Source organism: Pseudomonas sp. PB101, from assembly GCF_009764265.1.
Taxonomy (GTDB): domain Bacteria; phylum Pseudomonadota; class Gammaproteobacteria; order Pseudomonadales; family Pseudomonadaceae; genus Aquipseudomonas.
On sequence record NZ_RWIR01000089.1, the window covers coordinates 14209 to 40990 of the forward strand.

Consider the following 26782-nt stretch of genomic DNA (forward strand, 5'->3'; position numbering starts at 1 on the left):
TTAGAACTGGCCTTGATGATGCAGACAAAAGTATTTGGTTTCGACAAAGGCTTCGAAGCCTTCGGTGCCGCCTTCACGGCCCAGCCCCGAGGCTTTCATGCCACCGAACGGGATCGGATGGCCGGTGAACTTGACGCCATTGACGGCGACCATGGCGTGGTCGAGCCGGCGGATCAGCGGGTAGATCAGGTCCAGGCGATTGGAGCAAATGTAGGCGGCCAGACCGTATTCGGTGTCGTTGGCCATCTCGACGGCCTGATCGAGGGTGTCGAACGGCATCACCCCGGCAATCGGCGCGAAATTTTCCTCGCGGTAGATGCGCATCTGCGGCGTGACGTCGGCCAGCACCGTTGGCTGGTAAAACAAGCCGCCAAGGGCGTGAGCCTCCCCACCCACCAGTCGTTGCGCGCCCTGCTGCAAGGCATCGGCGACACGTTCGGCGGTGACATCGAAGGCCGCCTGATGCATCAACGGGCCGACATCGACCTGCTGCTCGCGATCGCCGATCATGGCCGGACCGACCTTCAGCTCACGCACGGCAACGGCAAAGCGCTTGAGAAACTGCGGATAAACCGATCGTTCGACCATGATGCGGTTTGCCGCGCAGCAATCCTGGCCCGAGGTCTGGAACTTCGCCGCCACCGCGACTTTCACCGCCAGCTCAAGGTCGGCATCGGCACAGACAATGAACGGCGCATTGCCGCCCAATTCCAGCGCAACCTTTTTCACGTCCTGAGCCGCTGCTTGCAGCACCAACTTACCGACACGGGTCGAACCGGTGAAACTCACCGAACGCACGCGGCTGTCCTGCACCAGGGTTTGCATGGCCATCTGCGGCTCGCCCAACACCACGTTGAACACACCGGCCGGGAAACCTGCTTCCTCGGCGAGTTGCGCCAAGGCGAACGCCGAGTACGGTGTTTCATGGGCCGGCTTGATCACCACCGTGCAACCGGCGGCCAGGGCGGCGGCGGCTTTGCGGGTGATCATGGCCGAGGGGAAATTCCACGGGGTCAGCAATGCACAAACGCCGACCGGTTCCTTGACCGTGCCCAGGTGCGCACCGGGAATGTGGCTGGGAATGTTTTGCCCGTAGAGGCGCCGGGCCTCTTCGGCGAACCACGGAATGAAACTGGCGGCGTAGGCGATTTCGCCACGGGACTCGGCCAGGGACTTGCCCTGCTCCAGGCTGAGAATCCACGCCAGGTCTTCCTGATGCTCAAGAATCAATGCCGCCCAGCGCCGCAGAATCACGCCGCGTGCCTCCAGGCTTTGTTCGCGCCAGTCGGCGAACGCGCGGTGCGCGGCATCGACGGCGGCGACGATCTGCGGTTGATCGAGCATTGGTACATGGCCGATCAGTTTTTGATCCGCAGGGTTATGCACCGCGATGCTGTGGCCGCTGTCGCTGTGGACCCAATGGCCGTCGATGTAGCAAAGGGCCTTGAACAGCAGTGGATGTTTGTAGCTCATGGCGTTCACTCCAATCCGTGTGCGTGGAACCATGCTAGGGCAGCCGGGCCCTGGGGATTTGGCGTTTGGATGGGGTGCGGCAGGTGGTTTTTTCTGATTGGGATGGGGTGAACAGCGGATTTTGCGGTTTTCGGCGTGCTCAGGAATCTTGAGAGAGTTCCGCCGGCAAGGCGCCGCCGGTCTTGATGGTTTTGGTGACGATGTAGGTGAAGTAGCGTTCGATGCCCAGGTCGTCGAGCAGCAGTTGGTCGATGAAGCGCTGGTAATAATCGATGTCCGGAGCCTGGATCATCGCCATGTAGTCGACGCCGCCACCGGTGGCATAGCAGAAGGCGACTTCGGGCGCCTCGGTCATGCGCTGTTCGAAGCGGCGCATGTCCTGCGCGGTGTGCCGGGCCAGGGTGATTTCCACCAGAACTTGCTGACTTTTGAACACCGCGTTCCAGTCGATCTGCGCGCGATAGCCCTTGATCAATCCGAGGGCTTCGAGCTTGCGCACACGCTCCCAGGCCGGGGTCACCGAAAGATTGATCGCCTCGGCCAGGCTCGACTTGGTGATACGCCCGTCGTCAGCGAGGATTCGCAGGATTTTCAGGTCATAGCGATCGAGTTTGTGCATGGGTGGCGATCTCGTGAATGTTTAGGAGCCCCAGTGGGATTGTGGTCAGGTCAGTACTTCGGCGATCACCGCAATGGTATCGCCACACCCCACCAACCCCGGAAAATGCCGCGCCGCCAGCAAACCGCTGCGCGCCGCGCGGTATTCCACCGGAGCAACGCCGCTGCGGGTGGCGTCGTAGACGCGGGCGATCACGTCGCCCTTGTTCACGTTATCGCCCAGGTCGCGGCACATTTCCAGCAGGCCGTCGTGCTCGCTGGCGATGAAGCAATCGCCGTCGGGCATGTCGAGCATGATCGACGGCGCCGTCTGCACTTCGCCTTCAAGAATCCCAGCATGCACCAGCAGATTACGTACCCCGCGCTCGGCTATCGCCACGCTGCGCGCCGTGGATGAACCGCCGCCGCCCAACTCGGTCGTGACGAAGACTTTGCCCTGGGACTCGGCGGCGGTGTCGTACATCGCCCCGGCATCGAGTTCGAGCATGCGCATGCTGTACGGCGCATTGAACGCGCGCACGCCGGCCTCGCATTGCGCCTGTTGCTGTTTGTCCGGCAGTACATGACACGCGGCGAACGGCAAGAAATCCAGGGTGCGCCCACCGGAGTGGATGTCCAGCACGATGTCGGCCAGAGGTAGCAAAGTGCGCGTGAAATAATCCGCAATTTTCTCGGTCACCGTACCGTCCGGCTTGCCGGGAAAACTTCGGTTGAGGTTGCCCTTGTCGATCGGCGAGGTCCGCCGCCCGGCGTGGAACGCCGGGGTGTTCATGAACGGAACGATGATCACCCGTCCGCTGACGTCGGCAGCCGTCAGGCTTTGCGCCAGCTTGCTCAGCGCCACCGGGCCTTCGTATTCGTCACCGTGATTACCGCCGGTGAGCAGCGCGGTCGGTCCCTGGCCGCGCTGGATCACCGTGACCGGGATCATCACCGCGCCCCAGGCGGAATCGTCCCGGGAATACGGCAGTTTGAGAAAACCGTGCTGCACGCCTTCGCGGCTGAAATCCACCGTGGCGCTGATCGGGTTGTCTGGCAGTTCACTCATGGCTCAATCCTTCACGAACAATTGGCGCGGCACATTGCACAACGTCTCGACGCCGGTTTCGGTGATCAGAATGCTCTCGGTGATTTCCAGCCCCCAGTCATCCATCCACAGGCCCGGCATGAAGTGGAACGTCATGCCCGGTTGCAACACACTGGTGTCGCCGGGACGCAGGCTCATGGTGCGCTCGCCCCAATCCGGTGGATAACTGATACCGATCGGGTAGCCGCAGCGACTGTCCTTGTGGATACCGAACTTCTCCAGCACCTTGAAAAACGCCACGGCGATGTCGCCGGTGGTATTGCCGGGTTTTGCGGCTTCAAGCCCGGCGGCAATGCCTTCGACCACGGCTTTCTCGCCATCGAGGAAGTGCTGCGGCGGCTTGCCCAGGTAGATCGTGCGCGACAACGGGCAGTGATAACGCTTGTAGCAACCGGCGATTTCAAAGAAGGTGCCGGCGCCCTTTTCGAAGGGTGAATCATCCCAGGTCAGGTGCGGCGCACTGGCATCCGCCCCCGTCGGCAACAGCGGCACGATGGCCGGATAATCGCCGCCGTGGCCGTCCGCACCGAGGATGCCGCTGCTGTAGATTTCCGCCACCAGTTCGTTTTTACGCATGCCCGGTTCGATCCGTTCGAGGATCCGCCCGTGCATCTTTTCGACGATGCGCGCGGCGATGCGCATGTAGGCGATTTCCTGCGGCGACTTGACCGCCCGCTGCCAGTTCACCAGCCCGACCGCGTCGATCAATCGGGCCTTCGGCAGGTTTTTCTGCAGCGACAGGAACGCGGCGGCGCTGAAGTAATAGTTGTCCATCTCCACGCCGATGGTCAGCGCATCCCAGCCCCGGACGCTGATCACCTCACGCGACAGGTAATCCATGGGATGGCGTTCCCGCGACTGCACGTAGATGTCCGGGTAACCGACGATGTTCTCTGGCTGCATGAACACCGTGCGCCGGGCACCGTTGGCGTCCTGGCCGCGCCCGAACCACACCGGTTCGCCATCGAGGGCCAGCAGCACGCATTGATGAACGTAGAACGACCAACCGTCATAGCCTGTCAGCCAGGCCATGTTCGACGGATCGGTGACCAGCAACAGCTCGATGCCCTGCGCCTGCATGGCCGCTCGCACCTTGGCCAGACGCTGGGCGTATTCCTCCCGCCGGAACGGAAGATTGACGACTATCTGAGACATGCACATGCCCTCTGATAAATGACGCACGGATGAAAAAACGGTTTAACTGCCGAACTGAAAACCTTTGCCCGCCGAGCGCGCACGCTCGAAGGCCAGGTTGGCCATGGCCGTGTCCTGGGCACCGGTACCGGTGAGGTCACACAAGGTGATTTGCGTTGAATCCGTGCGACCGGGCCGTTGGCCGGCCAGCACCTGGCCGAGTTCTGCGAAGCCCGATTCGCCGCTGACCACGCCCGCCGCGAGGGCGTGATGCAGCTCGCCGAGGATGCGCGTCTGGCTCAAGCGATCGGCCACGTAGCGGTCGACCTGCGCCAGCGCACGGGGGGAAATTTCGTTCTTGTGCTCGGCGTCCGAGCCCATGGCGGTGATGTGCAGGCCGGGGTGCAAATGGCGCACATCGATCAACGGCTCGCGACTCGGCGTACAGGTGATTGCGATGTCGACATCGGCCATGGCCTCATCGATGCTCGTGCACGGCTTGACCGCCAGGCCACTGTCGCGAGCCAGCTCGACACTGAAGGCCTGCGCCTTGGCGGTGTCCCGCGCCCAGACCCGCACGCTGTCGATCGGCCGCACCAGGCGCAGGGCTTGCAGTTGCAACGCGGCCTGCTCACCGGCACCGATCAGCGCCACGCTGCGGCTGTCTTGCCGCGACAGCGCCCGCGCCGCCACGGCCCCGGCCGCCGCTGTACGCACGGCGGTCAGGTAGCCGTTGTCCAGCAGCAAGGCATCGAGCAGACCGGTGCGCGCGGACAGCAACATCATCATGCCGTTGAGGCTCGGCAAACCGATTTTCGGGTTGTCGAAAAAACCCGGGCTGACCTTGATCGCAAAGCGCTCCAGGCCCGGCAAGTAGGCGGTCTTCACGTCCACTTCACCGTTATGTTCAGGAATGTCCAGGCGCAGGATCGGCGGCATGGCCACAGCGGCAGTGGCGAGCAGCACGAAGGCCTGCTCGATGGCTTCGATGCTCGGCAGATCCAGCGCTACGCAGGCACGCAGATCGGCTTCGCTCAACAAGGTGATTTCACTCATCAACGCGGCACTCCATTGAGTCGTTATTCTGGGAATTCATGCATCGGCGCCGGTCAGCACGCGCAGGTGCTGATCGATATCGACGTTGCGTCCGCTGACCACCACCACGACCGGCCCGCGCGGCTCGATCAAGCCTTCGAGCAGCGCGGCAATCCCCACCGCCGCCGCCCCTTCCAGCACCAGGCGCTCTTCGCGGTAGGCGTGACGGATCGCATTGGCGATGGAGGCTTCGCTGAGCAGATGCAGGTGATCGCAGGTATCGCGGGTCATGGCAAAGGTGAAACGGTTGTCCAGGCCGATGCCGCCGCCAAGCGAGTCAGCCAGGGTCGGCAACTCTTCGACTTCCACGGCACGCCCGGCCGCAAGACTGGCGTGCATGGCCGCGCCGCGTTGCATGCTGATGCCGTGGGTGACGATCTGCGGGTTGGCACTTTTCAGCGCCAGCGCCACGCCGGCGAACAGACCGCCGCCGGACAACGGCACCAGCACATGGGCGACGCCCGGCTGCTGTTCAAGGATTTCCAGCCCCAGCGTGCCTTGCCCGGCGATGATCGCCGGGTGGTCGAACGGTGGCAGCAGCGTTGCGCCTTGCTCATGGGCAATGCGCTCGGCTTCACGCTGGGCGTCATCCTGGGACTGGCCGACGATGCGCACATCAGCGCCAAGATCGCGAATGGCCTGGACCTTGTTGCCCGGCACCAGGTGCGACAGGCAAATCGTCGCCTTCACGCCGTTTTGCGATGCGGCGTAAGCGAGCGCCCGGCCATGATTGCCGGTCGACGCGGCGACCACGCCACGTGCCTTCTGCGCGGCACTGAGCTGCGCCACGGCATTGCTCGCGCCGCGCAACTTGAAGCTGCCGGTGATTTGCTGGGATTCGAGCTTGAGGTACACCGGCACGCCCACATGCCGCGACAGGCTGGGCGAATGCTCCATGGGCGTACACCGGACCAACGCTGCGATGCGCTGGCGGGCGAGGTAAATATCGTTGAGCTGTAGCGCTGACATGACCGCATCCCGAAGAGGTATTGGGCGCAGTCTAAGAGGGCTGGATTGTCGCGCTGAATGTACTAGGGCAATTTAGTCGACAAAATTTCGGCGTCTTTTTTTCACTTCAAAAGTCATGGATTTGCGGGTACTGGCCGAAGATCTCGCGCATGCCGATCAGCGCATCGCGCATTTCCTCGTCACTGCATTCGGCACCGACGCACACTCGCACCGCCCGTGGCCGCGGCGTGCCGCGCACGGTGAACGGGTCGGGCGAAGTGACCGCAATATGCTTGTGCCGTAGTGCGCGCACCAGGCTGTCGACCTCCCAGTGCGGGGGAATGCCGATCCAGGCATTCAAGGCATGCGGATGCTGGCCAAGCAGGTATTCGCCAAGGTATTCGCTGACCATCGCCTGACGCCCGCCCAATAACTTGCGTTGCAACTCCACCAGCGTGTCGGCGCGCCCGTCGCGAATCCAGCGCGTGGCGATTTCCGACACCATGGGCGTGGCCATCCAGCTGTTAACCCGCAAAATGCTTTCGGTGCGCAGCGCCAGACGCTTGGGCATCACCAGGTAACCGACGCGCAAACCGGTGAGCACTGACTTGGTCATGCTGGTGCAATAGAACGACAGCTCCGGCAGGTAATGGCTGATCGGCGGTGCGCGGCGCTCATCGAGCAGCGGCCCGTAGACGTCGTCTTCGATGATGTGCACGCCGAAGCGCCGGGCAATCTCGGCTATTTCGCGCCGACGGTTGTCCGGCATCAGGCTGGTGGTCGGGTTGTTGAGGTTCGGTGTGCAGACCAGCGCGGTGATCCGCTCATTGCTGCACATGTCCTCGAAATGTTCCGGGTCGATGCCGTAGCGGTCCATTTCCAGGCCCTTGAGGGTAAACCCCAGCACCTGGGAATTGCCGATCACGCCGTGGTCGGTCAAGCCTTCGCAAAGCACCACATCATCCGGGCCGGCAAGGGATGCCAACGCCAGGAAAATTCCGTGGGCGGCGCCGTTGGTGATCAGGATGTCGTCGCGCTCGACCCGCAGGCCTTGCCGCGCGATCCAGTGCATTGCCGCTTCACGGTGCGACTCAAAACCGGCAATCGGGCGAAATGCGTGAATCCAGGGTTGATCCTCTTCGGTGCTGAGTTCGCGACAGGTTTCGCGCCAGAACTGATCATGCTCTCGGGTGTGCATGATCCGTGTGATGGAAAAATCCACCAGCGCCCGTTCAGGGCTGTCGAGAATATAAGTGGCGACCCGGTCGCTCATTCGCCGCGAGACAAAACTGCCGCGCCCGACCTCACACCTGACCAGGCCCTGGCGCTCGAGCTCCTTGTAGGCATTGGTGACGGTTTGCACACTGATGCCCATGGCGTCGGCAACATTACGTTGCGGTGGCAACCGCTGATCATTGGCCAGTACGCCCTGCTCGATATCGTCGGCGATCGCCTGGACCAGGATCTTGTATTTCGACTCGCCGCTGCGGGCGATTTCCAATGCTGCCTTCCACTTGTCCATCAGCGCCGAACCCACGTGTTTGCCAGTGCCGACAGCATCCCGCGAGAACCTGTGCAAAGCAATTGTCCTAGTGCAATGCAATGTGGCGCAGGGCTTTTGTATGCTCGGTACAGGGTCGATGCACAGGCTGCTGAACCTGCCGCCAATAACAACCAATCGACCTGTACCGGAACTGTGCCCCCAAGCTTCGGCTCAACAGGACAACGGCTCTCGTACGCTTTGCTCTTGTCACACTGCCTCCTACCACAGAGCCGTCAACGACGGGTCCACAAGAAACAGGAGATTTTATCGATGAGCAATTCCATTCCCCGCACTCCCCATGTCTTGCGTCACCTGTTCGTGGCTTGTGCGATGTTCGGCCTGGCCGTCAGCGCCCACGCCACGACGCTGGAAACCATTACGAAAAACAGCAGCATCCGCATCGGCTACGCCAACGAAACCCCGTTCGCCTTTACCGAGACCGATGGCCGGGTCACCGGTGAATCGCCGGAAATCGCCAAAGTCATCTTCGCCAAAATGGGCATCAAGCAAGTCGATGGCGTGCTGACCGAGTGGGGTTCGCTGATCCCGGGCCTGCGCGCCGGGCGTTTCGACGTGATTGCCGCGGGCATGTACATCACGCCCGAACGCTGCAAGCAAGTCATCTTCACCGATCCGCAGTACCAGTTGCCCGACGCCCTCCTGACCGCCAAAGGCAACCCGAAAAACCTGCACAGCTATGAAGACATCGCCAAGAACCCGGATGTGAAACTGGCGATCATGGCCGGCACGGTCAACTTGAAATACGCACGGGATTCCGGGGTGAAGGACGCACAAATCCTCCAGGTGCCGGACACCACCGCGCAGTTGCAAGCCGTGCGCGCCGGTCGCGCCGATGCCGCCGTGGGCACCCAATTGACCATGAAAGGCCTGGCTGCCAAGGGTGGTGAAAAGGTCGAAGCGGTCACCGAATTCAAGGATGACCCGTCGCATACCGGTTACGGCGCCCTCGCCTTCCGCCCGGAAGACAAGGACCTGCGGGATGCGGTCAACGCCGAACTGAAAAAGTGGCTGGGCTCCGAAGAGCACCTCAAGACGGTCGCCCCGTTCGGCTTCGACAAATCCAACGTGACCAGCAAAACGGCTGCCGAGCTCTGCGCTCAATAGTCGAGGCAGGCATGGCGCTGCGGCGCGATGCCTATCCCTGCTGACTCCGGATGTTGAACCATGCAGGTGTGAACAATGGGTGAATTACTTCCGCTTTTGATACAAGGCGCCTGGGTCACGCTCCAGGTGACCTTCTTCGGCTCGATCCTGGCGATCGTCGCGGCCATTCTGGCGGCGCTGGGGCGCATGTCGCCGTGGCGGCCGCTGAGCTGGTTCTCGGTCGCCTACATTGAAGTGTTTCGCGGCACGTCGTTGCTGGTGCAGTTGTTCTGGCTGTTCTTCGTGTTGCCGCTGCCACCGTTCAATCTGGAACTGAGCCCCTACAGCGTGGCCATCGTCGGCCTTGGCCTGCACATCGGTGCCTACGGCGCCGAGGTGATGCGCGGTGCGATCAGCTCCGTGGCCAAGGGTCAATACGAAGCGGCGACCGCTCTGAACTTCAGCGGCTACAAGCGCTTTCGCCGAATCATTCTGCCTCAGGCCTTGCTCGCGGCCATCCCGCCGGGCACCAACCTGTTGATCGAACTGCTGAAAAACACTTCGCTGGTGTCACTGATCACCTTGTCCGACCTGAGCTTTCGCGCTCGGCAACTGGATCAGGCGACCTTTCAGACTTTGGAAATCTTCAGCCTGGCGCTGGTGATGTATTTCATCCTCGCGCAAGCGATCAACCTCGGCATGCGCAGCATTGAGCGTCGGCTGGCGCGCGGCCGGATGCGTGGAGGTCTGTCATGACCCTGTTCGACTGGACTTATGCCTGGCAGATCCTCCCCGACTTGCTGCGCGCTTCGCTCAACACCGTGGGCATTACCCTGATCGGTTTCCTGATCGCCATCGTGCTGGGGCTGTTCCTCGCCATCGGCCGGCGCAGCCGCCTGTACTGGCTGTCGTGGCCGATCGCCGGGATGATCGAATTCATCCGCAGCACACCGCTGCTGATCCAGGTGTATTTCCTCTACTACGTGCTGCCCAACTACGGCGTCAGCATGTCGGCCATGCAAGTGGGCATCATCGGCATCGGCGTGCATTACGCCTGCTACATCGCCGAGGTCTATCGCGGCGGGCTCGATGCCGTGCCGCGGGCGCAGTGGGAAGCGGTGACCGCGCTGAACATCGCGCCGTACAGCGCCTACCGCAACATCATCCTGCCCCAGGCCTTGCGGCCGATCCTGCCGCCGCTGGGCAACTACCTGGTGGCGATGCTCAAGGACACGCCGGTGCTGTCGGCCATCACCGTGGTTGAAATCATGCAGCAGGCCAAGAACATCGGTTCCGAGAACTTCCGCTACCTGGAGCCGATCACCATGGTCGGTCTGTTTTTCCTCGCCCTGAGCATCGCCCTGGCTTATCTGGTACGGCGCCTCGAACTGCGCCTGGAGCTACGCTAATGACTTCTCCACTCTCGACCTCCAACGACCTTTCCCGGCGCGGCAACCTGACGCCGCTGCATTCGCAAGAGGCCCCGGCCATGCATCAACCGAAAGCGCTCAAGCCGATTGTCAGCTTCCAGGACGTCACCAAAAGCTACGGCAATTTCACGGTGCTCGACCATTTGAACCTGGACGTCACACCCGGCGAAAAAGTCGCGATCATCGGCCCCAGCGGCTCGGGGAAATCCACGCTGTTGCGGGTATTGATGACCCTCGAAGGCATCGATGACGGACTGATCCGCATCGAAGACGATTTGCTGACGCACATGCCCAATCGCAACGGCGTGCTGGTGCCGGCCAATGATCGGCATATCCGCCGTGTGCGCGGCAAGATCGGCATGGTGTTCCAGAGCTTCAACCTGTTCCCGCACATGACGGCGTTGCAGAACGTCATCGAGGCGCCGGTACAAGTGCTGGGCATGAAAGCCGCCGAAGCACGGGAACGCGCGGCGGATCTGCTGGAGCTGGTAGGACTGGGCAGCAAGCTGGGGCACTACCCTTCGCAGCTGTCGGGTGGCCAGCAGCAACGGGTGGCGATCGCTCGCGCATTGGCCATGCGGCCGAAAGTCATGCTGTTCGACGAAGTGACTTCAGCACTCGATCCGGAGCTGTGCGGCGAAGTGCTCAACGTGATCCGCAAGCTCGGTGCCGAACACAACCTGACGATGCTGATGGTCACCCACCAGATGGGGTTCGCCCGGGAGTTCGCTGACCGTGTGTGCTTCTTCTACAAGGGCCAGATCCACGAGCAGGGCACACCGGCACAGATCTTCGAACACCCGCAACAGGAACGTACGTGTGCGTTTCTCAGTGCGGTGAAAGAAGCCAACTGACCGGCCGAACACCCAAAAACAAATGTGGGAGCGAGCTCGCTCCCACAGGTTTTTTTGTCGCGGGTGTTATGGGTATTGCTGAACGTTACCTTGCTGCTGGCCACCATACTGCTGACCCGGAATCGCCTTGAGGTTGACCTCTACACGGCGGTTCTGCGCCCGGCCGTTGACGTCGCCGTTGCTGGCAACCGGGTTATCCGGGCCGGCACCGCGAGCGCTCAGGTTGGCACCACTGACACCCTGCGAGGTCAGGTAGGTTGCCACGCTTTGCGCACGACGCTGGGACAGGTCCATGTTGTGCTGGCGAGCACCGGTGCTATCGGTATAACCGACGATTTCGATCTGGTTCTGGTTGAACTCTTTCAGCGAGCCGGCCAGGTTGTTCAGCGGCTGATAGAAACTTGGAGCAATGTTCGCCGAATCGGTAGCGAAGGTGATGTTGCCCGGCATGATCAGCTTGATCTGGTCGCCCTGGCGCTGCACTTCAACACCCGTGTTGGCCATGCTGGCACGCAGCTTTTTCTCTTGCTGATCGGCGTAGTAGCCGTAACCGGCCGCGGAAGCACCGACCACCGCTGCACCGATCAGCGCGCCCTTGCCGCGGTTATCGTGGTTGATCGCAGCACCGGCCAGCGCGCCGGCCAGAGCGCCGAGGCCACCGTATTTCGCGGTCTTGCTCATGCCTTCGGAGCCGCTGTCCGCCTGCCCCTGAGCCTGGCCTTGAGCGCCGTAAGGGTTAGGCGCGGCACAACCGGACAAAACGGCCACAGCCGTAGCGAGAATAATCAAACGACGCGTGGTGAACATGTAGAGCTCCTACTTTTTTGCATTCTGTGGTGCAACGGACCAAGGCATTAGCCTTTGCGGGCGTTGGATCACTTCCTGGAATAAAAATTCCGCTCGTTACAAATCAGGCCCGTACAAACGGGTTTTCGCGCATTTCATCGCCCAGACGGGTATCCGGACCATGCCCGGCCACCACTATCGCCTCCTCGTCGAGGGTGTACAAACGCTGCTTGATCGAACGCACGATGGTGGCCTGGTCGCCGCCCCACAAATCCGTGCGCCCTACCCCACGCTTGAACAACGTGTCACCGGCAATCAGGAGCTTGACATCGGCAAACCAGAAACTCATCGACCCTGGTGTGTGCCCAGGCGTGTGCAGCGCCACGCCACAGCCGCAGGCCAGCTCTTCATCATCGGCCAGCCAGCGGTCCGGCGACGGCACCGGAGTGTAGGGCACACCGAACATCTGGCACTGCATTTCCAGGTTGTCCCACAGAAACTGGTCTTCCTTGTGCAGATGCAAGGTTGCGCCGGTTTTCTCCTTGAGTTGACCGGACGCCAGGAAATGATCGAGGTGCGCGTGGGTGTGAATGATGCTGACCACCTTCAGCCCCAGGGCATCGAGACGCGCCAGGATCAGCTCATGATTGCCACCCGGATCGACAACAATGGCCTTTTTCGTCACCGGATCGCCGATGATCGTGCAGTTGCACTGCAACGGGCCGACGGGGAAGGTTTCGCGGATGAGAGTGGGTTGCTGGGACATCGGGGGCCTGCTCGATAAACGGGGACGAGCGATTTTCGCACAATTGAGTATCCAGCCAATGGCCGCGACAAGTAACGTGAAAAATCCTTAACCCAGCACTCCCAGTTCCTTGGCCCGCGCCACCGCCTGAGTACGCCGCTCGACCCCGAGCTTGCTGTTGATGTGACTGGCGTGGGTCTTGACCGTGTGCAGGGAGATAAACAGTTGATCGCTGATTTCCTGGTTCGAGCAGCCTTGGGCGATCAATCGCAGGACCGCCAGTTCCCGCGCACTGAGTTGTTCCGCGGCCACGCAGGACTCCACTGCGGTACGGCTGGCCAATGCCGGCAGTTTTTCGCTGAGGCTCAGGGAAACGGGGGTTGGCGGATAATGTTGAAGCTGCCCTCGCAGCCAGTCCGGATGCTCGGCCAGCAAGCACTCAAAGGGTTGCAGCACCCCTCCACCAGCGGCGTCCAGCGCCTGAGCCAGTGCCTTGCGTGCTTCCGGTTCACGGCCGCTGCCCAGCAATAACGCCACCTTCTGGGTCAGCGCCATGGCACTGAGCATCTGGCGACCGCTTTGCTGGCCGTGTTCGAGCAGTGCATTCAATCGTCCTTCGGCCAGCATCGGCTGGCCCTGGATGACTTCCAGCAAGGCTTGCTGCAGTTCGATATGCAACGGCAGTTGCGGGTGGAACTCTGGTGGGGCCGCCGCGTTTTCGCCGTTATAGGTCTGCCCCAGACGCGCCAGCCAGGCTTCGGCCAGATCGGTGCGTCCCTGGGCCAGCCAGAGTTCACATTTGACCAGGGTGATCATGGCCAGGTAGTAGATCGGTGGCACGTCCCAGATGTGCATCAGCCGTTCGGCTTCGGCCAGTTCGGCAAAGGCCTTGGCGAACTCGCCGCTGCTGCCCTCCAGCCTGGCTATCACGCAGTGGCCGATCAGCACGCTGATGTCACGACAGGCGCGCGCCTCGCTCAACCCGGCCTGCAACCGCACTCGCGCCAATTGCGGCTGCATGCGCAGGGCCAGTAAAAAACCTTCATACAAGGTCAGCCGCGCACGAACCGCATACAGCCGTTGCGCAGACAGGCTCTGCAGGCGCTGCATGCCCTGGCGGACCTCCTCCAGCGCCCGACAGATTTCGCCCCGGGCCTGCAACACCCGGGCGCGATCGTAGTGTGCCAGCGCTTCGAACAACGGGTTGCCGACCCGTTGCGCCAGCTCCAGAGATTCGCGGTTCAAGCCCCGTGCCCGCCACAGATCGCCGTCGGCGATGGCCAGGTTGGACAGGGTCGAGAGGCACATCAGGCGTTGCCCGTAGCGCTTGGACGGAAGGCTTTCCAACGCTTCGCGGCAGTACCGCAGCGTCAGTTCGCGGTTGCCGCGCCCACGGGCAATGATGCCGCTCAATGCCAGCCACTGAGCCAACATGGACTTCTGCGCGGTGGCCGACGGAGCGGGCAGGAAACGACTCAAATGGCTGGCCAGTTCCTCGGCGGCATCCAGCTGGCATGCCATGCCCAACGCCCAGCTGTAGAGCACGATCAACCGCGGCGTGCTGATCAGCAAACTGTCAGGCAAGTCCATTTTCCAGCGCAGCAACATGCCGACGTTCTGCTCGGCCAGCAGTTGCTCTTCGGAGAGGTTTTGCACCAGGTTCGCCGCAACGTCCAGGTGACCGGCACGCAAGGCCTGTTCGACCGCCTCATCGAGCAATCCCTGGGCATTGAACCAGCGGCAGGCACGCAGGTGCAGGCTGGCGGCCGGGACCATCGACCGGGAAGGTGGCCGCGTGCGCAACAGATCGGAAAACAGGTGGTGGTATCGATACCAATGGCCATGCTCGTCCAGCGGCACCAGGAACACTTGATGGGCGAGCAGGAAGCGCAAAATCTCCCCGCTGTCATGGGCGTCGCGAACGGCATCACACAGTTCGCTGCAAAAACGTTCCTGAGGCGCCGTGTCATAGAGGAACGACTGGACCTCGGCGGGCAGGCAATCGATGACCTCTTCGAGCAGGTAATCGCGGATCAGCCCTTCCCCGCCGTGCAACGATTGTGGCAGTGCGCCATCGGTGCCCGCCTCCGAGGCGGCCAACAGCCAGAAGCGTAACCCCGCGACCCAACCTTCACTGCGCTGGATCAGGTTCTCCAGTGCCTCGCCCCGCAAGGAGCTGCTGTGCCGATCGAGCAGGCTCAAGGCCTCGTCGTGGGTCAGGCGCAGATCCTGTTCATGCAACTCAAGCAGTTGCCGCGACAGCCGCAGTCGCGCCAGGTGCCAGTCGGGACGCTGGCGACTGGTGACCATCACCAGCAAGCCATCGGGTAGATGATTGAGGAAAAATTGCAGGCAACGGTCCAGCACCGGCCCCTGGGCCAGATGGTAATCATCCAGTACCAGCAGCAATGGCGTTGCAGTGGACAGGTGCACGGCCAACTCGTCGAGCAGGCCATCCAGCCATTCTTCGAATGCGAACGGCTGATGGCGCTGGCGCATTTTCAACAATCCGAGGGACTGCCTGCCCAGGTTCGGGAAATAATCCTGAAGGCCTTCCAGCAGTCGCTCGAGAAAACGTCCCGGGTCACTGTCCCTGGGGCTCAACCCCAGCCAGAGACTTTGCCAGTGCGCCGGCAACCCCTGACAAAACTCCACCGCCAGCGAACTCTTGCCGAACCCTGCCGGTGCACTGACGAGCAGCAGCCTGCCTGCGAGCCCGGCACTCAGACGTTCGCACAAACGTGGACGCAGCACATGGCCGTCGGGCAACGGCGGGCGGAAGAAACGCCCGTCGAGTGTCGCGACAGCAACCTGTGCAGAACCTGGGGGTGTAGACAAATCAGTCATAGCCGGCTCTTGTTTGAATTGCGGGTGGCGGCGTTGCAGATGTCCGCAGACTAGCCGTAAACGGATAGGGAATGAAGGCAATTGCTACAAATGGCTACAAAAAGTCTACAAGCAAAAAAAAACGCCCCGAACCAGTCGGGGCGTTTTCAGAGGGTACAGCCTCTATTCAGTTCACCTTAGCGAACACCATCCTGACGCAAGGCGGCCGGGGTGAAGTCGCTGGTGGTGGCAGTGAAGCCGAAGTCATAAGCCGACTTCTCTTCGTTCTTCATGCCCAGCGCCAGGTAGCGACCCGACTGCAGGTCGTACAGGGCTTCGAGGGCGTACCACGGCACTTGCTTGTCGTAGTAGTTCTCGGCATGCGCCTCACCTACGCGCCACAGCTGGCCACGACCGTCGTAATGGTCGATGACTGCGGCCTGCCAGGTATCCTCGTCGATGTAGAAGTCACGCTTGGCATAGATGTGACGCTGACCTTCTTTCAACGTGGCAACCACATGCCACACCCGGCGCAGCTCGTAGCGCGCCAGATCCTGGTTGATGTGACCGGCCTTGATGATATCGGTGTACTTGAGGTTCGGGTCGTCGAGCTTGTAGCTGTCGGAGGCGATGTACATCTCTTTCTTGCCTTCGAGCTTCCAGTCGTAACGATCCGGCGCACCGTTGTACATGTCCAGGTTGTCGGAAGTACGCAGGCCGTCGGCTGCGGTACCCGGACCGTCATAGGACACTTGCGGGGCACGACGCACACGACGCTGACCGGCGTTGTAGACCCACGCCGAACGCGGCTCTTTCACTTGGTCGAGGGTTTCGTGAACCAGCAGCACACCACCGGCCAGTCGCGCCGGCGCGGTCACTTTCTGCTTGAAGTAGAACAGGATGTTGCCCGGGTTTTTCGGGTCGTAGTCCTTCATCTTGTCGCGGAACACGAACTGGTCCTGGAAGTACACCAGGCTGAACGAGCCGTTCGGCTGTGGCGTGGCCTGGGTTACCAGGCGCGTCACGCTACCACCGCGATAACGGGTGATGTGGTTCCAGATGACTTCCACGCCGGTTTTCGGAATCGGGAACGGCACGGCGGTTTCGAAGTTCTCCAGGCCGTTGCCGCCGGACACCAGGTTGGTGTTGGTGGCGTTGCGCTTGATCGCGGCGAACACGTCATCCGGCACGGTAGCACCGCGATGGGACGGATAGACCGGCATCTTGAAGGTTTCCGGGTAGCGCTTGAACATCGCGTACTGGCCCGGTGCGAGCTTTTCCTTGTACTGGTCGACGTTCTGCGCCGTGATGGTGAACAGCGGTTTTTCGCTGGCGAACGGGTTGGACAGGAAACCTTTGCTGTCGACCGTACCGGCGTTCTTCGCCATGGGTTTCCAGGCCGGGATCGAACCGTCGGCGTTACCCGCCATTTCCGCGCCCATCGGGGTCAGGCTCTTGCCCAGCTTGTCGGCCTCGGCCTGGGGAACCGCCGCGATGACGCTGGTCGCCAACAGCGAAAGCCCCAGAACACCGGCGTGGAACAGACTTTTTGTTATTTTCATATGTGTGTTCGTCCTGAAAATACTGTGCTTAGAAGTTCACGCCGAGGCTGAGCGCAACGAAGTCGCGGTCATCCACTGTGGTGTACTTGCCGTCGAAGAAGTTGGTGTAGGCCAGGCTCGCGGTGTAGGTATTCTGGTATTCGGCATCGACACCCAGGCTGACCGCCTTGCGGCCTTCCTCGAAGTTGCCGCCAGGGCCAGGGGAGTAACCGCTCACGTCATGGGACCAGGCAACGTTCGGCTTGAGGTTCACGCCGGCAAACACGTCGTTGTATTCCCAGATGGCACGACCGCGGTAGCCCCACGAAGTCGCGGTGGTGAAACCTTCGTCGTCGCAGTTGCGGCTGCGGTTGTTGGTCGGCGTACCCGGGCCGGCACCGTTGATGGTGCTGGTGTTGAGCGCCACGCAGGTATCGAGCGCGCCAGAGGCTGGCAACTCACCCGGGCCGTAGACCGGATCGCGGCCATAACGAACGTCGGAAGTGCTTTCCAGGCCGCCCACGTGGGTCACGCCTACTTCGCCTACCAGGGTCAGACGGCTGGCGCCCATGACCTGGTCGAAGAAGTGCGTCAGGGTGGTCTGGAACTGGGTGACTTCCTTGCGACGATAACCGTGCAGGTCCTGACCCGGCACGCCGGTCAGCAGCGATGCATTGGTCAACGGGTTGTTCGGGTTGTTGTTGCCGATAGGACGCACACCGGAGAACAGGATGTCGGTGGAGTTGAGTTGCACCGGAGCGTTCGGACGGTAGCTGATCTCACCGCTCCACGCCGTACCGGTAGGCAGGGTGGTGGAGAAGCTCAAGCCATACAGGCGAATGTCCTCGGGGTATTCGATGAAGTATTGCGAGTTACCTGCCACCAGCAGTGGCGCGAGTGCAGCGAATGGGCCTGGAAGTCCCGCGGCAGTGTTGTAGACCGACTGCGGCGCACCGGTAGCGCTGAAGATCGGCGCACGGCTGTGGTAGTTCATGAAGTAGGCGCCGAACTCGGTGTCCAGCGGATCGAACATGTACTTGAAGGACGCACCCCACTGACCGCTGTCGCGGGCATCACGATCGGGGCCACGACGCACCAGGACACCTTCGTTGTTGACGTCGACGCCGTTGGCGGCCAGAGGCCCCAGGGCAATGGCCGGAATTTGCGAGCGTTTGTTCAGCACGCGCAGGTTGTTGTCGCAGCCATCGGCAACGATGTCTGGCTGGGAGAAGAACGTGCCGCAGTTGTCGACGACAGTCTGGTCCCATTCAATTTGATAGAACGCTTCGGCCGAGAGGTTTTCGGTCAGGCTCTGCGACACATAGAACATGTTGACCGGGATCAGGCCTTCCTTGATCTCGGCACCCGGACGGCGGAACGCCGACACGTCGATCGGGTTGATCGAGTTGATGCCGCCGCCGATGAAGGTACTTTCACCCCAGCTCACGACCTGTTTGCCCAGACGCACGGAGCCTGGTTGATCGGCAATGGAGTAGTTGTGGTAGACGAAGGCATCGAGGATCTGGCCGCCGGCGGACTTGGCGCCTTCCTTGCGGCCCTCGTCGCTGATGTCCTTGAACGGACGGCTTTCGTCTTTCAGTTCAAAGTCGTACCAGTATTTGCCACGGACGAAAACGCCAGTATCGCCGTATTTCAGTTCAAGGTCATGGATGCCCTTGAAGATCTTCGAGAAGGTTTCCCCGCTCTTGAAGTTCAGGTGACCGTCATCAGAAGTCTGGGACAGGCCCTTGCCGCCGTTGTTGACACCGATGAGGTTCTTGTTGGCACTTTCGGTAGACCAACTGGCACCGATGGACAGGGATGAGTCGAACTGACCTTCGATTTCACCGACGTTGAAACTGACGCCGAATGCTGGCCCGGCGAGCGTAGAGGCAAGACTGACTGCCAGGGGCAGTTTCGCCCGGCGCCAGAACTGGTTTACTGATGTCATCGACGCTACTCCATGTGCATTTTATTTTTATGGCATGAGCACTTCTAAAAACGTTGTGGATAACCGGGAGCCATGGCATCCCAAAGTCACTCCAAAGTTGCATCGCCCCGGTTCGTGCGGTTGCCCCGTTCTTAAAAATCCTTGAGCGGACTATAGCCAGCAGGTAGTTGAGCTTGATCCCTCTAAAGTGTGATTTGCACCTGCCAGCCACTCTGGAACAGTCCTTTCGCCAGTCCGACGCCCGTCGGCACGGCAAGGATGGCTGAAAATTTCGATTTGACAAGCCAAGCGCTTGCTTGGTGGGGCTGGCGTGCCCTTTCGGGCACGCCGAGAGGCGCTTAAAGCGTTGAGAGGAAGGTGCTGTTGGTGGCCTGCCATTCGCTGATGTCGACGCGAATGCGCTTCTTGTCGAGTTTGCCGACGCTGGTCTTGGGAATTTCAGTAACAAGGGCGATCTGGCTCGGAATCGCCCACTTGCTCAAGTGCCCCAATTCCACAAACGGCTTGAGGTGTTCCTTGAGCTCCCGCGCCCCGATGGCGTGACCTTCACGCAGCACCAGCAGGGCAAATGGCCGCTCGCCCCACTGCGGATCGGGGATGCCCACCACTGCTACTTCACGTACCGCCACATGACGGCTGATCAGGTCTTCCAGGTCCAGGGAGGAGATCCACTCGCCACCGGTCTTGATCACGTCCTTGATGCGGTCACGAATGTCGATCACGCCCATGCTGTCCAGGGTCGCCACGTCGCCGGTGTGCAGCCAGCCACCGGCCCAGAGTTCGGCGCCCTTTTGCGGCTCGTTGAAATAGCCCTCGGTCAGCCAGGGTGCGCGCAGCACCAACTCGCCCTGGGTCTCGCCATCGGCGGGCAGGAAGTTGCCCTCGGTGTCGACGATCGCCGCCTCCACCAGCGGGCCCGGCACGCCGGCCTTGATCCGGTAGGTGGTGCGTTCGTCTTCGGTGCCGGCCATCAATTCGTCGTTGAGGTGCGCGCACGACACCAGCGGCCCGGTTTCCGACATGCCGTATGCAGCGGTCAATTGAATGCCTTTTGCCTTGGCCGCCTCGTATAGCGTGCGGTTCAGGGCACTGCCGCCGATGACGATTTTCCAGCCACCGAAGTCGACGTTCTGCGCGGCCTTGGCATTGAGGACCATCTGCAGGATGGTCGGTACGCAATGGGAAAACGTGACCTTCTCCTTGCGCCACAACTCCACCAGGTATTCCGGGTCATAGCGACCGGGGTAGACCTGCTTGAGCCCGAGCATGGTCGCCACGTACGGCAAGCCCCAGGCGTGCACGTGGAACATCGGCGTGATCGGCATGTACACGTCGTTGGTGCCCAGCAGGCGCACGCTGTCGATCGCGCCCATGATGGTCGACACGCCCATGGTGTGCAGCACCAGTTGCCGATGGGTGAAGTACACGCCCTTGGGATTGCCGGTGGTGCCGGTGGTATAGAACGTGGTCGCGACCGAGTTTTCGTCGAAATCCTCGAAGTCGTACTGCGGGCTCGCCGCGGCCAGCAACTCTTCGTATTCGCCGACGAGATTCGGCAGGTCCGCGGTTTTTTCCGGCAGGTCAGTCAGCAGCAGGGTTTTGTCGACGGTGGTCAGGTGCCCTTCGATAGCCTTGTACAGGCCGACGAACTCGCTGTTGACCAGTACAAAGCGGTCCTCGGCGTGGTTCATGGTGTAGAGGATCTGTTCCGGCGACAGACGCACGTTGATGGTGTGGATCACCGCGCCGATCATCGGGATGGCAAACATGCATTCCAGGTAGCGATGGCTGTCCCAGTCCATCACACCCACGGCATCCCCGGGCTTGACCCCGGCCGCTGTCAGCACGTTGGCCAGGCGGGCCACCCGTTCGATCAGGGTCGGGTAGCTGTAGCGCAATTTGTCGCGGTAGATGATCTCGCGGGTTTTCTCATAACGGGCACCGGACATCAGCAGCCGCTTGATCAGCAACGGGTACTGGTAAGCGCCTTCGGCCGGGGGGATAACGCGAGTCTGCAACATAAGAATCCCTTTTCTGACTGCACGGACGTGACTGAAAGTACGCACTGTAGTGCCCTTGATCGTCAGCCAAATCAGCCAAAGGAATGATTTGTAGAGCCGCGCAGATACTGGCGTTGCGCCAGTATCTGCGGAAATTTATTGCCTGTGCCGCCTACGCAATCAATGCATTTCGGTAAAGGCGAGCTTCACGCCAATCGCAACCAGCACCGCACCCATGGTCCGGTCGAACCAGTGCCCCATGCGCGCGAACCCGGCGCGTACGCGTTGCTGGCTGAACAACATCGCCACCAGGCAGAACCAGGCCGCTGTCGCCACCGCCAGGTAAACCCCGTAACCGGCCTGCACGGCCAGTGGTGTGTGCGGGTTGATCACCACGGTGAACAGCGAGAGGAAGAACAACGTGGCTTTCGGGTTGAGACCGTTGGTGACGAAACCCGAGGTGAAGGCCCCGCGGGCCGTGCGCTCCCCGGCTTCCTTGTGCAGATCGTCCGCCACAGGCTTGGCCGGCTGTGCGCGCAGCGCCTTGTAACCGATGTACAGCAGGTAAGCGGCGGCGGCCCATTTCAAGGCATTGAACAGCACGATCGACTGGGACACGATCAGGCCGATACCCAACAGCGAGTAACCCACGTGCAGGAAAATCGCCGTACCCACACCCAGCGCGGTCCAGGTGCCCGCGCGGCGGCCGTGGGTAACACTCTCGCGCACCACCACGGCAAAGTCCGGGCCGGGGCTGGCCACGGCCAGCAGGTGAATCAGGGCAACGGTCAAGAACTCTGTCCAGTACATGTGGGGCTCCTTCAGGCCAAGCGTAACTATTTATTTCATCTGGTAGGCTCGGCAGATTACGCCTTCAGTTCATTGCACAAAAGGTACAGTTGATGACGAACACTCGCCGCGCCGTTTTCCTTGATCATCCATCCCTGGACCTCGGCGACCTTGATCTCGGCCCGCTGCGCGATTGTTTCAGCGATTTGCAGTTGTTCGCGCAGACCTTGCCCGATCAAGTCATCGAACACCTCAAGGGCGCCACCGTCGCCATCAGTAACAAGATTCTGATCGACGCCGCCGCCATGGCCGCCAGCCCTGATCTCAAGCTGATCCTGATTACCGCCACCGGCACCAACAACGTCGACCTGGCCGCCGCCCGCGCCCACGGGATTACGGTGTGCAACTGCCAGGGTTACGGCACGCCGTCGGTGGCGCAGCACACGATCATGCTGCTGCTCAACCTGGCCACACGCCTGGCCGATTATCAAAAAGCCGTCGGCGCAGGCCGCTGGCAGCAGGCCAGGCAGTTCTGCCTGCTGGATTACCCGATCGTCGAGCTCGAAGGCAAAACCCTTGGCCTGCTGGGTCACGGCGAACTGGGTGGCGCTGTGGCACGGTTGGCTGAAGCTTTCGGCATGCGCGTCCTGCTCGGGCAAATTCCCGGACGCCCCGACCGGCCGGACCGCTTGCCGCTGAATGAACTGCTGCCGCAAATCGACGCCTTGACCCTGCATTGCCCGCTCAACGAACACACCCGCCACTTCATCGGCGCCCGTGAACTGGCCGCGATGAAACCCGGCGCGTTCGTGGTCAACACCGCACGCGGCGGCCTGATCGACGAACAGGCCCTGGCCGACGCCTTGCGCAATGGTCATCTGGGCGGAGCCGCGACGGACGTGCTGAGCGTCGAGCCGCCCGTCAATGGCAATCCGCTGCTGGCCCACGACATCCCGCGCCTGATCGTCACCCCGCACAACGCCTGGGGCAGCCGCGAGGCGCGCCAGCGAATCGTTGGCCAAGTGACCGAAAACGCACTGGGGTACTTCAGCGGTAAGGCGCTGCGGGTCGTCAGTTGATAAACTGCGGCACTTTTTTTTAAGGAGCAGTTATGGATCCGCGCAGTGAAGTACTGCTTCGTCAGGCCGAGTTATTCCAGGGTTCGGTGTTGTTGGCCGGGTTGCCCGCCGACGACTTGCTGGGCCGCCTGCCAGAGGCGCATGGCTGGTGCTGGCACGCCGGCGATCAGGCCGCGCTGGACGCCCGCTTCGAGGGGCGCAGCCATTTTGGCGTGAATGCACCGGAGCGCGGGTTCGATTGCGCCGTAGTCTTTCTGCCCAAGTCCAAGGACTTGACCGACTACATCCTCAACGCCCTCGCCTCGCGCCTGGCCGGCCGCGAGCTGTATCTGGTCGGCGAGAAAAAAAGCGGCATCGAAGGCGCGGCCAAACAACTCAACCCGTTCGGCAAGCCACGCAAGCTCGACAGTGCACGCCATTGCCAGCTCTGGCTGGTCACCGTGGCCAACGCGCCTGAAGCCAAACCGCTGGAAAGCCTGGCGCAGACCTACGAACTGCCGCTGGCCGAAGGCCCGTTGAAGGTCATCAGCCTGCCGGGGGTGTTCAGCCATGGTCGCCTCGATCGCGGCAGCGCGCTGCTGCTGGAACACCTGGACAAACTGCCCAGCGGTCACCTGCTGGACTTCGGCTGCGGTGCAGGGGTCCTGGGCGCGGCGGTGAAACGTCGTTATCCGCACAATCAGGTCACGATGCTCGATGTGGACGCCTTTGCCGCTGCCAGCAGTCGCCTGACCCTGGCGGCCAATGGTCTGGAAGCCGAGGTGATTACCGGTGACGGAATCGATGCCGCACCCATGGGTTTGAGCGCCATTCTGAGCAATCCGCCGTTCCATGTCGGCGTACACACCGATTATTTTGCTACCGAGAACTTGCTGCGAAAAGCAGCCAAACATCTGAAAAACGGCGGCGAACTTCGCCTGGTCGCGAACAGCTTCCTGAAGTATCAACCGCTGATCGAAGAGCATCTTGGCGTGTGTGCGATCAAGGCCGAAGGACAGGGTTTCCGGATCTACCGGGCCAAACGCGGATAAAAATTTGTACTTGCCGAATGGATTTTGCCTAGGCAGAATCCGCTCCGTCCTAGGGGAGTAGTCTCCCACGAGCGCCACGCTCGTCCGGCATGCGTCAACATACTTGGTCAACAGACCATGGCGCATGCGACCCAAGCATCCACATCAGATGGATCGCAGGGTTTGACAAGACCTATGACACGAACACCTTACCCGGGGCGGGAAGGCTGTACGTGTCATAGCCGTGTCGACCCGCCCCTTAGGAAAACCCCTGATGCTGGATTCATTACTCGTACCCACCGCAATCGTTGCCTTGGCCGAAATCGGCGACAAGACGCAACTGCTCGCGCTCATTCTCGCCGCCCGCTTCCGCAAGCCCTGGCCGATCATTGCCGGTATCGTCGCCGCGACCCTGGCCAACCACGCGGCCGCCGGTGCGGTGGGTGCCTGGGTCGGGAGTTTCTTCTCGGATACGATGCTGCACTGGATCCTCGCCGCGAGCTTCGCCGCCACGGCGTTGTGGACCCTGGTCCCGGACAAGATGGATGACGACGAAGCCAGCACCGCCCGCAAGTTCGGACCGTTCCTGACCACGCTGATCGCGTTCTTCCTGGCGGAAATCGGCGACAAGACGCAGATCGCGACCGTGATGCTGGCTGCGCAATATCCGGAGTTGTGGCTGGTGATCATCGGCACCACCCTCGGCATGCTGATTGCCAACGTGCCCGTGGTATTGGCCGGTAACTTTGCTGCGGACAAATTGCCATTGACCCTGATCCGTCGACTGGCGGCGTCGGCGTTCTTCATCCTGGCGATTGTCGCGGTGTACAAGGCAATGCAGAGCAGCGGGTGGGTTTGACGGAGTACGTCAGTAGACCGCGTTATCGTTCATCGCGGGCAAGCCCGCTCCCACAGTGATTTATGTCGTACACAAATTTTGTGCTCTACAGATAACCCTGTGGGAGCGAGCTTGCTCGCGATGGCGCCATCAGCATCACCGCATGACGATCAGGATTTCTTGGCTTGCTCGTAAAGCGGCATGACCTTCGGAATCGCCGCCTGCAAAGCCGCAATACGGCTCGCCGAGGCCGGGTGAGTGCTCATGAACTCCGGTGGCGCACCGTCCGAGACTTTGCTCATCTTGTTCCACAGGGTGATCGCGGCATTCGGGTTGTAGCCGGCGCGGGCGGCCAATTCCAGGCCGATCAGGTCCGCTTCGTTTTCATTGGCGCGGCTGTTGGGCAAGGTCATGCCGTAGTTGGCCACGGTATCGGCCAGGGCCAGGCTGTCCTGCCCCAACCCGAGCAACGCACCGGCGCCCTGCTTGGCCATTTCGATGCCGTAAGCCTTGGACATCGCCTCACGACCGTGTTCGCGCAGGGCGTGGGCGATTTCATGCCCCATGATCGCGGCGATTTCATCGTCGGTCAGTTGCAGTTTGTCGATCAACCCGGTGTAGAAGATGATCTTGCCGCCAGGGCCGCAGTTGGCGTTGAGCTCATCGCTCTTGATCAGGTTGACCTCCCACTTCCACTGGGCCGCGTCCGGGCGGAAGTTCGGCGCCTGGGCAATCAGCCGGTCGGCAATCGCCTGAACCCGCTTGGCATCATTGCTGGTCTTGTCCAGCACACCCTTGGTGGATGCCTCGCCCACTGTCTTCTGATAGGACTGGGCGTACATCTGGTCGACCTCTTGCGCGGACAACATGCTGAACATGTACTGTTTGCGCTCAACGCCTACGGCACCGCCGCTGGTGGTATTGACCGACTGGCAACCGGCGAGCAGCAGCGCCGCGCCCAGTGCACTGACAACCAAAATCTTGTTCATCAAAAAACTCCCTGAAAGCCTGCCGCGTATCCTAGGCGTGGATATGTATCGACGCCAGATACAATGGACATAAGACGCGCAATTCGGACAAAGCTCTCATCGCCGTAGAAAAAAATTCACATACGGCGACAACCCGCAGTCCATCACGCCGCGCATTGATTCAATTACGACATCCGCCACGCAAAAACAGTCATTCACGTTGCTCGCGCTCATGCCTGCCCGCCTCCCTGCCGATACACCCGGGCAGACGTCCTTTCGCGTGCGGAGCCCCCATGAAATTCAAGTCGATCCAGTTTTCCGTGGCGGCCCTTGCCGGCGCCATTGTCCTTAGTGTCGTGGCCGCGCTGGTGGTGTACGCGCTGTTTTCCGGCGCCCGCACGCAAGACATGGTCCAGGAGCGGACCCAGGCCCAATTCGAGCAAGTCATCGAACAACGCCTGACCTCCCTGGCACAAACCCAGGTCAGCCAGATCCAGCGTGAACTCGAAGCGCCGCTGCTGATTGCCGGTGGGTTGGTGCGGGTCAACGCCCTGATCGGCACACCGGGCGCCGATGGCCAGCCTTCGCTGAGTCTCAGCCGCGAACAACTGATCGGCCTGATCAAGGAAAACGTGGTCAAGAACCCGAAAATCCTCGGCACCTACATCGGTTGGGAAAAAGACGCACTGGATCACAACGACGCGGCCTACGTCGGAACTCAAGTAGTCGGCATCGACGCCGGCAACGGGCGCTTCCTGCCCTGGTGGTTCCGCAACGACGACGGCACCCTGGGCCTGGACAAGCTGGTGGACGTCGACGACCAGAAGACCCTGTCCACCGGCGTGCGCGCCAGCGAGTACTACCTGTGCTCGAAAGAAAGCAAAAAATCCTGCGTGATCGACCCAGCGCCTTACAAGGTCGGCGACAAGATCGTCATGCTCGCCTCCTTTATTGAACCGATCA

22 protein-coding genes and 1 riboswitch are annotated in these 26782 nt (G+C 61.4%); of the genes, 7 read left to right on the forward strand and 15 right to left on the reverse strand.

The window, feature by feature from the left end:
* The 7 genes from EI969_RS26885 to EI969_RS26915 form a co-directional block, all read right to left on the reverse strand.
* Positions 1 to 1473 carry an NAD-dependent succinate-semialdehyde dehydrogenase gene (locus tag EI969_RS26885; RefSeq protein WP_160390382.1) on the reverse strand — a complete coding sequence of 491 codons (1473 nt, stop codon included), beginning with the start codon at positions 1471 to 1473 and terminating at the stop codon, positions 1 to 3.
* Between the two features lie 139 nt (positions 1474 to 1612).
* The gene (locus EI969_RS26890) at positions 1613 to 2092 is read right to left on the reverse strand and encodes an Lrp/AsnC family transcriptional regulator (RefSeq protein ID WP_160390383.1); all 480 of its coding nucleotides are present in this window, start codon (positions 2090 to 2092) and stop codon (positions 1613 to 1615) included.
* A gap of 45 nt (positions 2093 to 2137) precedes the next feature.
* Positions 2138 to 3139, reverse strand: a complete 1002-nt coding sequence (gene doeB, locus EI969_RS26895; protein WP_160390384.1) for a N(2)-acetyl-L-2,4-diaminobutanoate deacetylase DoeB — start codon at positions 3137 to 3139, stop codon at positions 2138 to 2140.
* A 3-nt stretch (positions 3140 to 3142) separates the two neighbouring features.
* Positions 3143 to 4333 carry an ectoine hydrolase DoeA gene (doeA, locus tag EI969_RS26900; RefSeq protein WP_160390385.1) on the reverse strand — a complete coding sequence of 397 codons (1191 nt, stop codon included), beginning with the start codon at positions 4331 to 4333 and terminating at the stop codon, positions 3143 to 3145.
* A gap of 42 nt (positions 4334 to 4375) precedes the next feature.
* A complete protein-coding gene (gene eutC / locus EI969_RS26905; RefSeq protein WP_160390386.1) occupies positions 4376 to 5368 on the reverse strand; it encodes an ectoine utilization protein EutC in 993 nt (330 codons plus the stop codon).
* Between the two features lie 36 nt (positions 5369 to 5404).
* Positions 5405 to 6376, reverse strand: coding sequence for a hydroxyectoine utilization dehydratase EutB (gene eutB, locus EI969_RS26910; protein WP_160390387.1), 972 nt, complete (start codon positions 6374 to 6376; stop codon positions 5405 to 5407).
* A 106-nt stretch (positions 6377 to 6482) separates the two neighbouring features.
* Positions 6483 to 7877: a PLP-dependent aminotransferase family protein gene (locus EI969_RS26915; protein WP_160390450.1), complete on the reverse strand. Its 1395-nt coding sequence runs from the start codon at positions 7875 to 7877 to the stop codon at positions 6483 to 6485.
* A gap of 291 nt (positions 7878 to 8168) precedes the next feature.
* Between EI969_RS26915 and ehuB the strand changes: the two genes are divergently transcribed.
* From ehuB to ehuA, 4 genes are all read left to right on the forward strand, one after another.
* Positions 8169 to 9023 (forward strand): ectoine/hydroxyectoine ABC transporter substrate-binding protein EhuB, encoded by an 855-nt coding sequence (gene ehuB, locus EI969_RS26920; protein WP_160390388.1) that lies wholly within the window; start codon positions 8169 to 8171, stop codon positions 9021 to 9023.
* A gap of 75 nt (positions 9024 to 9098) precedes the next feature.
* Positions 9099 to 9758, forward strand: a complete 660-nt coding sequence (gene ehuC / locus EI969_RS26925; RefSeq protein WP_110658949.1) for an ectoine/hydroxyectoine ABC transporter permease subunit EhuC — start codon at positions 9099 to 9101, stop codon at positions 9756 to 9758.
* Positions 9755 to 10411 carry an ectoine/hydroxyectoine ABC transporter permease subunit EhuD gene (ehuD, locus tag EI969_RS26930; protein WP_160390389.1) on the forward strand — a complete coding sequence of 219 codons (657 nt, stop codon included), beginning with the start codon at positions 9755 to 9757 and terminating at the stop codon, positions 10409 to 10411. Before ehuC ends, ehuD begins: the two co-directional genes overlap by 4 nt.
* 80 nt (positions 10412 to 10491) lie before the next feature.
* Positions 10492 to 11286, forward strand: coding sequence for an ectoine/hydroxyectoine ABC transporter ATP-binding protein EhuA (gene ehuA / locus EI969_RS26935; protein ID WP_110658961.1), 795 nt, complete (start codon positions 10492 to 10494; stop codon positions 11284 to 11286).
* A 66-nt stretch (positions 11287 to 11352) separates the two neighbouring features.
* On the opposite strand, the gene EI969_RS26940 is transcribed toward ehuA, so the two are convergent.
* The 7 genes from EI969_RS26940 to EI969_RS26970 form a co-directional block, all read right to left on the reverse strand.
* Positions 11353 to 12093, reverse strand: coding sequence for an OmpA family protein (locus EI969_RS26940; protein ID WP_160390390.1), 741 nt, complete (start codon positions 12091 to 12093; stop codon positions 11353 to 11355).
* 103 nt (positions 12094 to 12196) lie between these two features.
* Positions 12197 to 12838 carry an MBL fold metallo-hydrolase gene (locus EI969_RS26945; RefSeq protein ID WP_160390391.1) on the reverse strand — a complete coding sequence of 214 codons (642 nt, stop codon included), beginning with the start codon at positions 12836 to 12838 and terminating at the stop codon, positions 12197 to 12199.
* An 87-nt stretch (positions 12839 to 12925) separates the two neighbouring features.
* Entirely contained in the window at positions 12926 to 15664 is a 2739-nt protein-coding gene (locus tag EI969_RS26950) for a LuxR C-terminal-related transcriptional regulator (protein WP_160390392.1), read from the reverse strand.
* Between the two features lie 176 nt (positions 15665 to 15840).
* Entirely contained in the window at positions 15841 to 17205 is a 1365-nt protein-coding gene (locus EI969_RS26955; RefSeq protein ID WP_160390393.1) for a DUF1329 domain-containing protein, read from the reverse strand.
* A 28-nt stretch (positions 17206 to 17233) separates the two neighbouring features.
* On the reverse strand, positions 17234 to 19135 hold the full coding sequence (locus tag EI969_RS26960; RefSeq protein ID WP_160390394.1) for a DUF1302 domain-containing protein: 1902 nt from the start codon (positions 19133 to 19135) through the stop codon (positions 17234 to 17236).
* A gap of 338 nt (positions 19136 to 19473) precedes the next feature.
* Complete coding sequence (locus EI969_RS26965) at positions 19474 to 21156, reverse strand: fatty acid--CoA ligase (protein ID WP_160390395.1); 1683 nt, start codon at positions 21154 to 21156, stop codon at positions 19474 to 19476.
* Positions 21157 to 21315: 159 nt separating this feature from the next.
* Entirely contained in the window at positions 21316 to 21945 is a 630-nt protein-coding gene (locus EI969_RS26970) for a LysE family translocator (protein ID WP_160390396.1), read from the reverse strand.
* A gap of 92 nt (positions 21946 to 22037) precedes the next feature.
* Between EI969_RS26970 and EI969_RS26975 the strand changes: the two genes are divergently transcribed.
* From EI969_RS26975 to EI969_RS26985, 3 genes are all read left to right on the forward strand, one after another.
* Positions 22038 to 23003, forward strand: coding sequence for a 2-hydroxyacid dehydrogenase (locus EI969_RS26975; protein WP_160390397.1), 966 nt, complete (start codon positions 22038 to 22040; stop codon positions 23001 to 23003).
* 32 nt (positions 23004 to 23035) lie between these two features.
* A complete protein-coding gene (locus tag EI969_RS26980; protein WP_160390398.1) occupies positions 23036 to 24034 on the forward strand; it encodes a class I SAM-dependent methyltransferase in 999 nt (332 codons plus the stop codon).
* Positions 24035 to 24074: 40 nt separating this feature from the next.
* A riboswitch (yybP-ykoY riboswitch) is annotated at positions 24075 to 24197 on the forward strand.
* Positions 24198 to 24287: 90 nt separating this feature from the next.
* Positions 24288 to 24872 carry a TMEM165/GDT1 family protein gene (locus EI969_RS26985; RefSeq protein ID WP_008016665.1) on the forward strand — a complete coding sequence of 195 codons (585 nt, stop codon included), beginning with the start codon at positions 24288 to 24290 and terminating at the stop codon, positions 24870 to 24872.
* Positions 24873 to 25021: 149 nt separating this feature from the next.
* On the opposite strand, the gene EI969_RS26990 is transcribed toward EI969_RS26985, so the two are convergent.
* A complete protein-coding gene (locus EI969_RS26990; RefSeq protein WP_160390399.1) occupies positions 25022 to 25840 on the reverse strand; it encodes a M48 family metallopeptidase in 819 nt (272 codons plus the stop codon).
* Between the last annotated feature and the right edge of the window lie 942 nt (positions 25841 to 26782).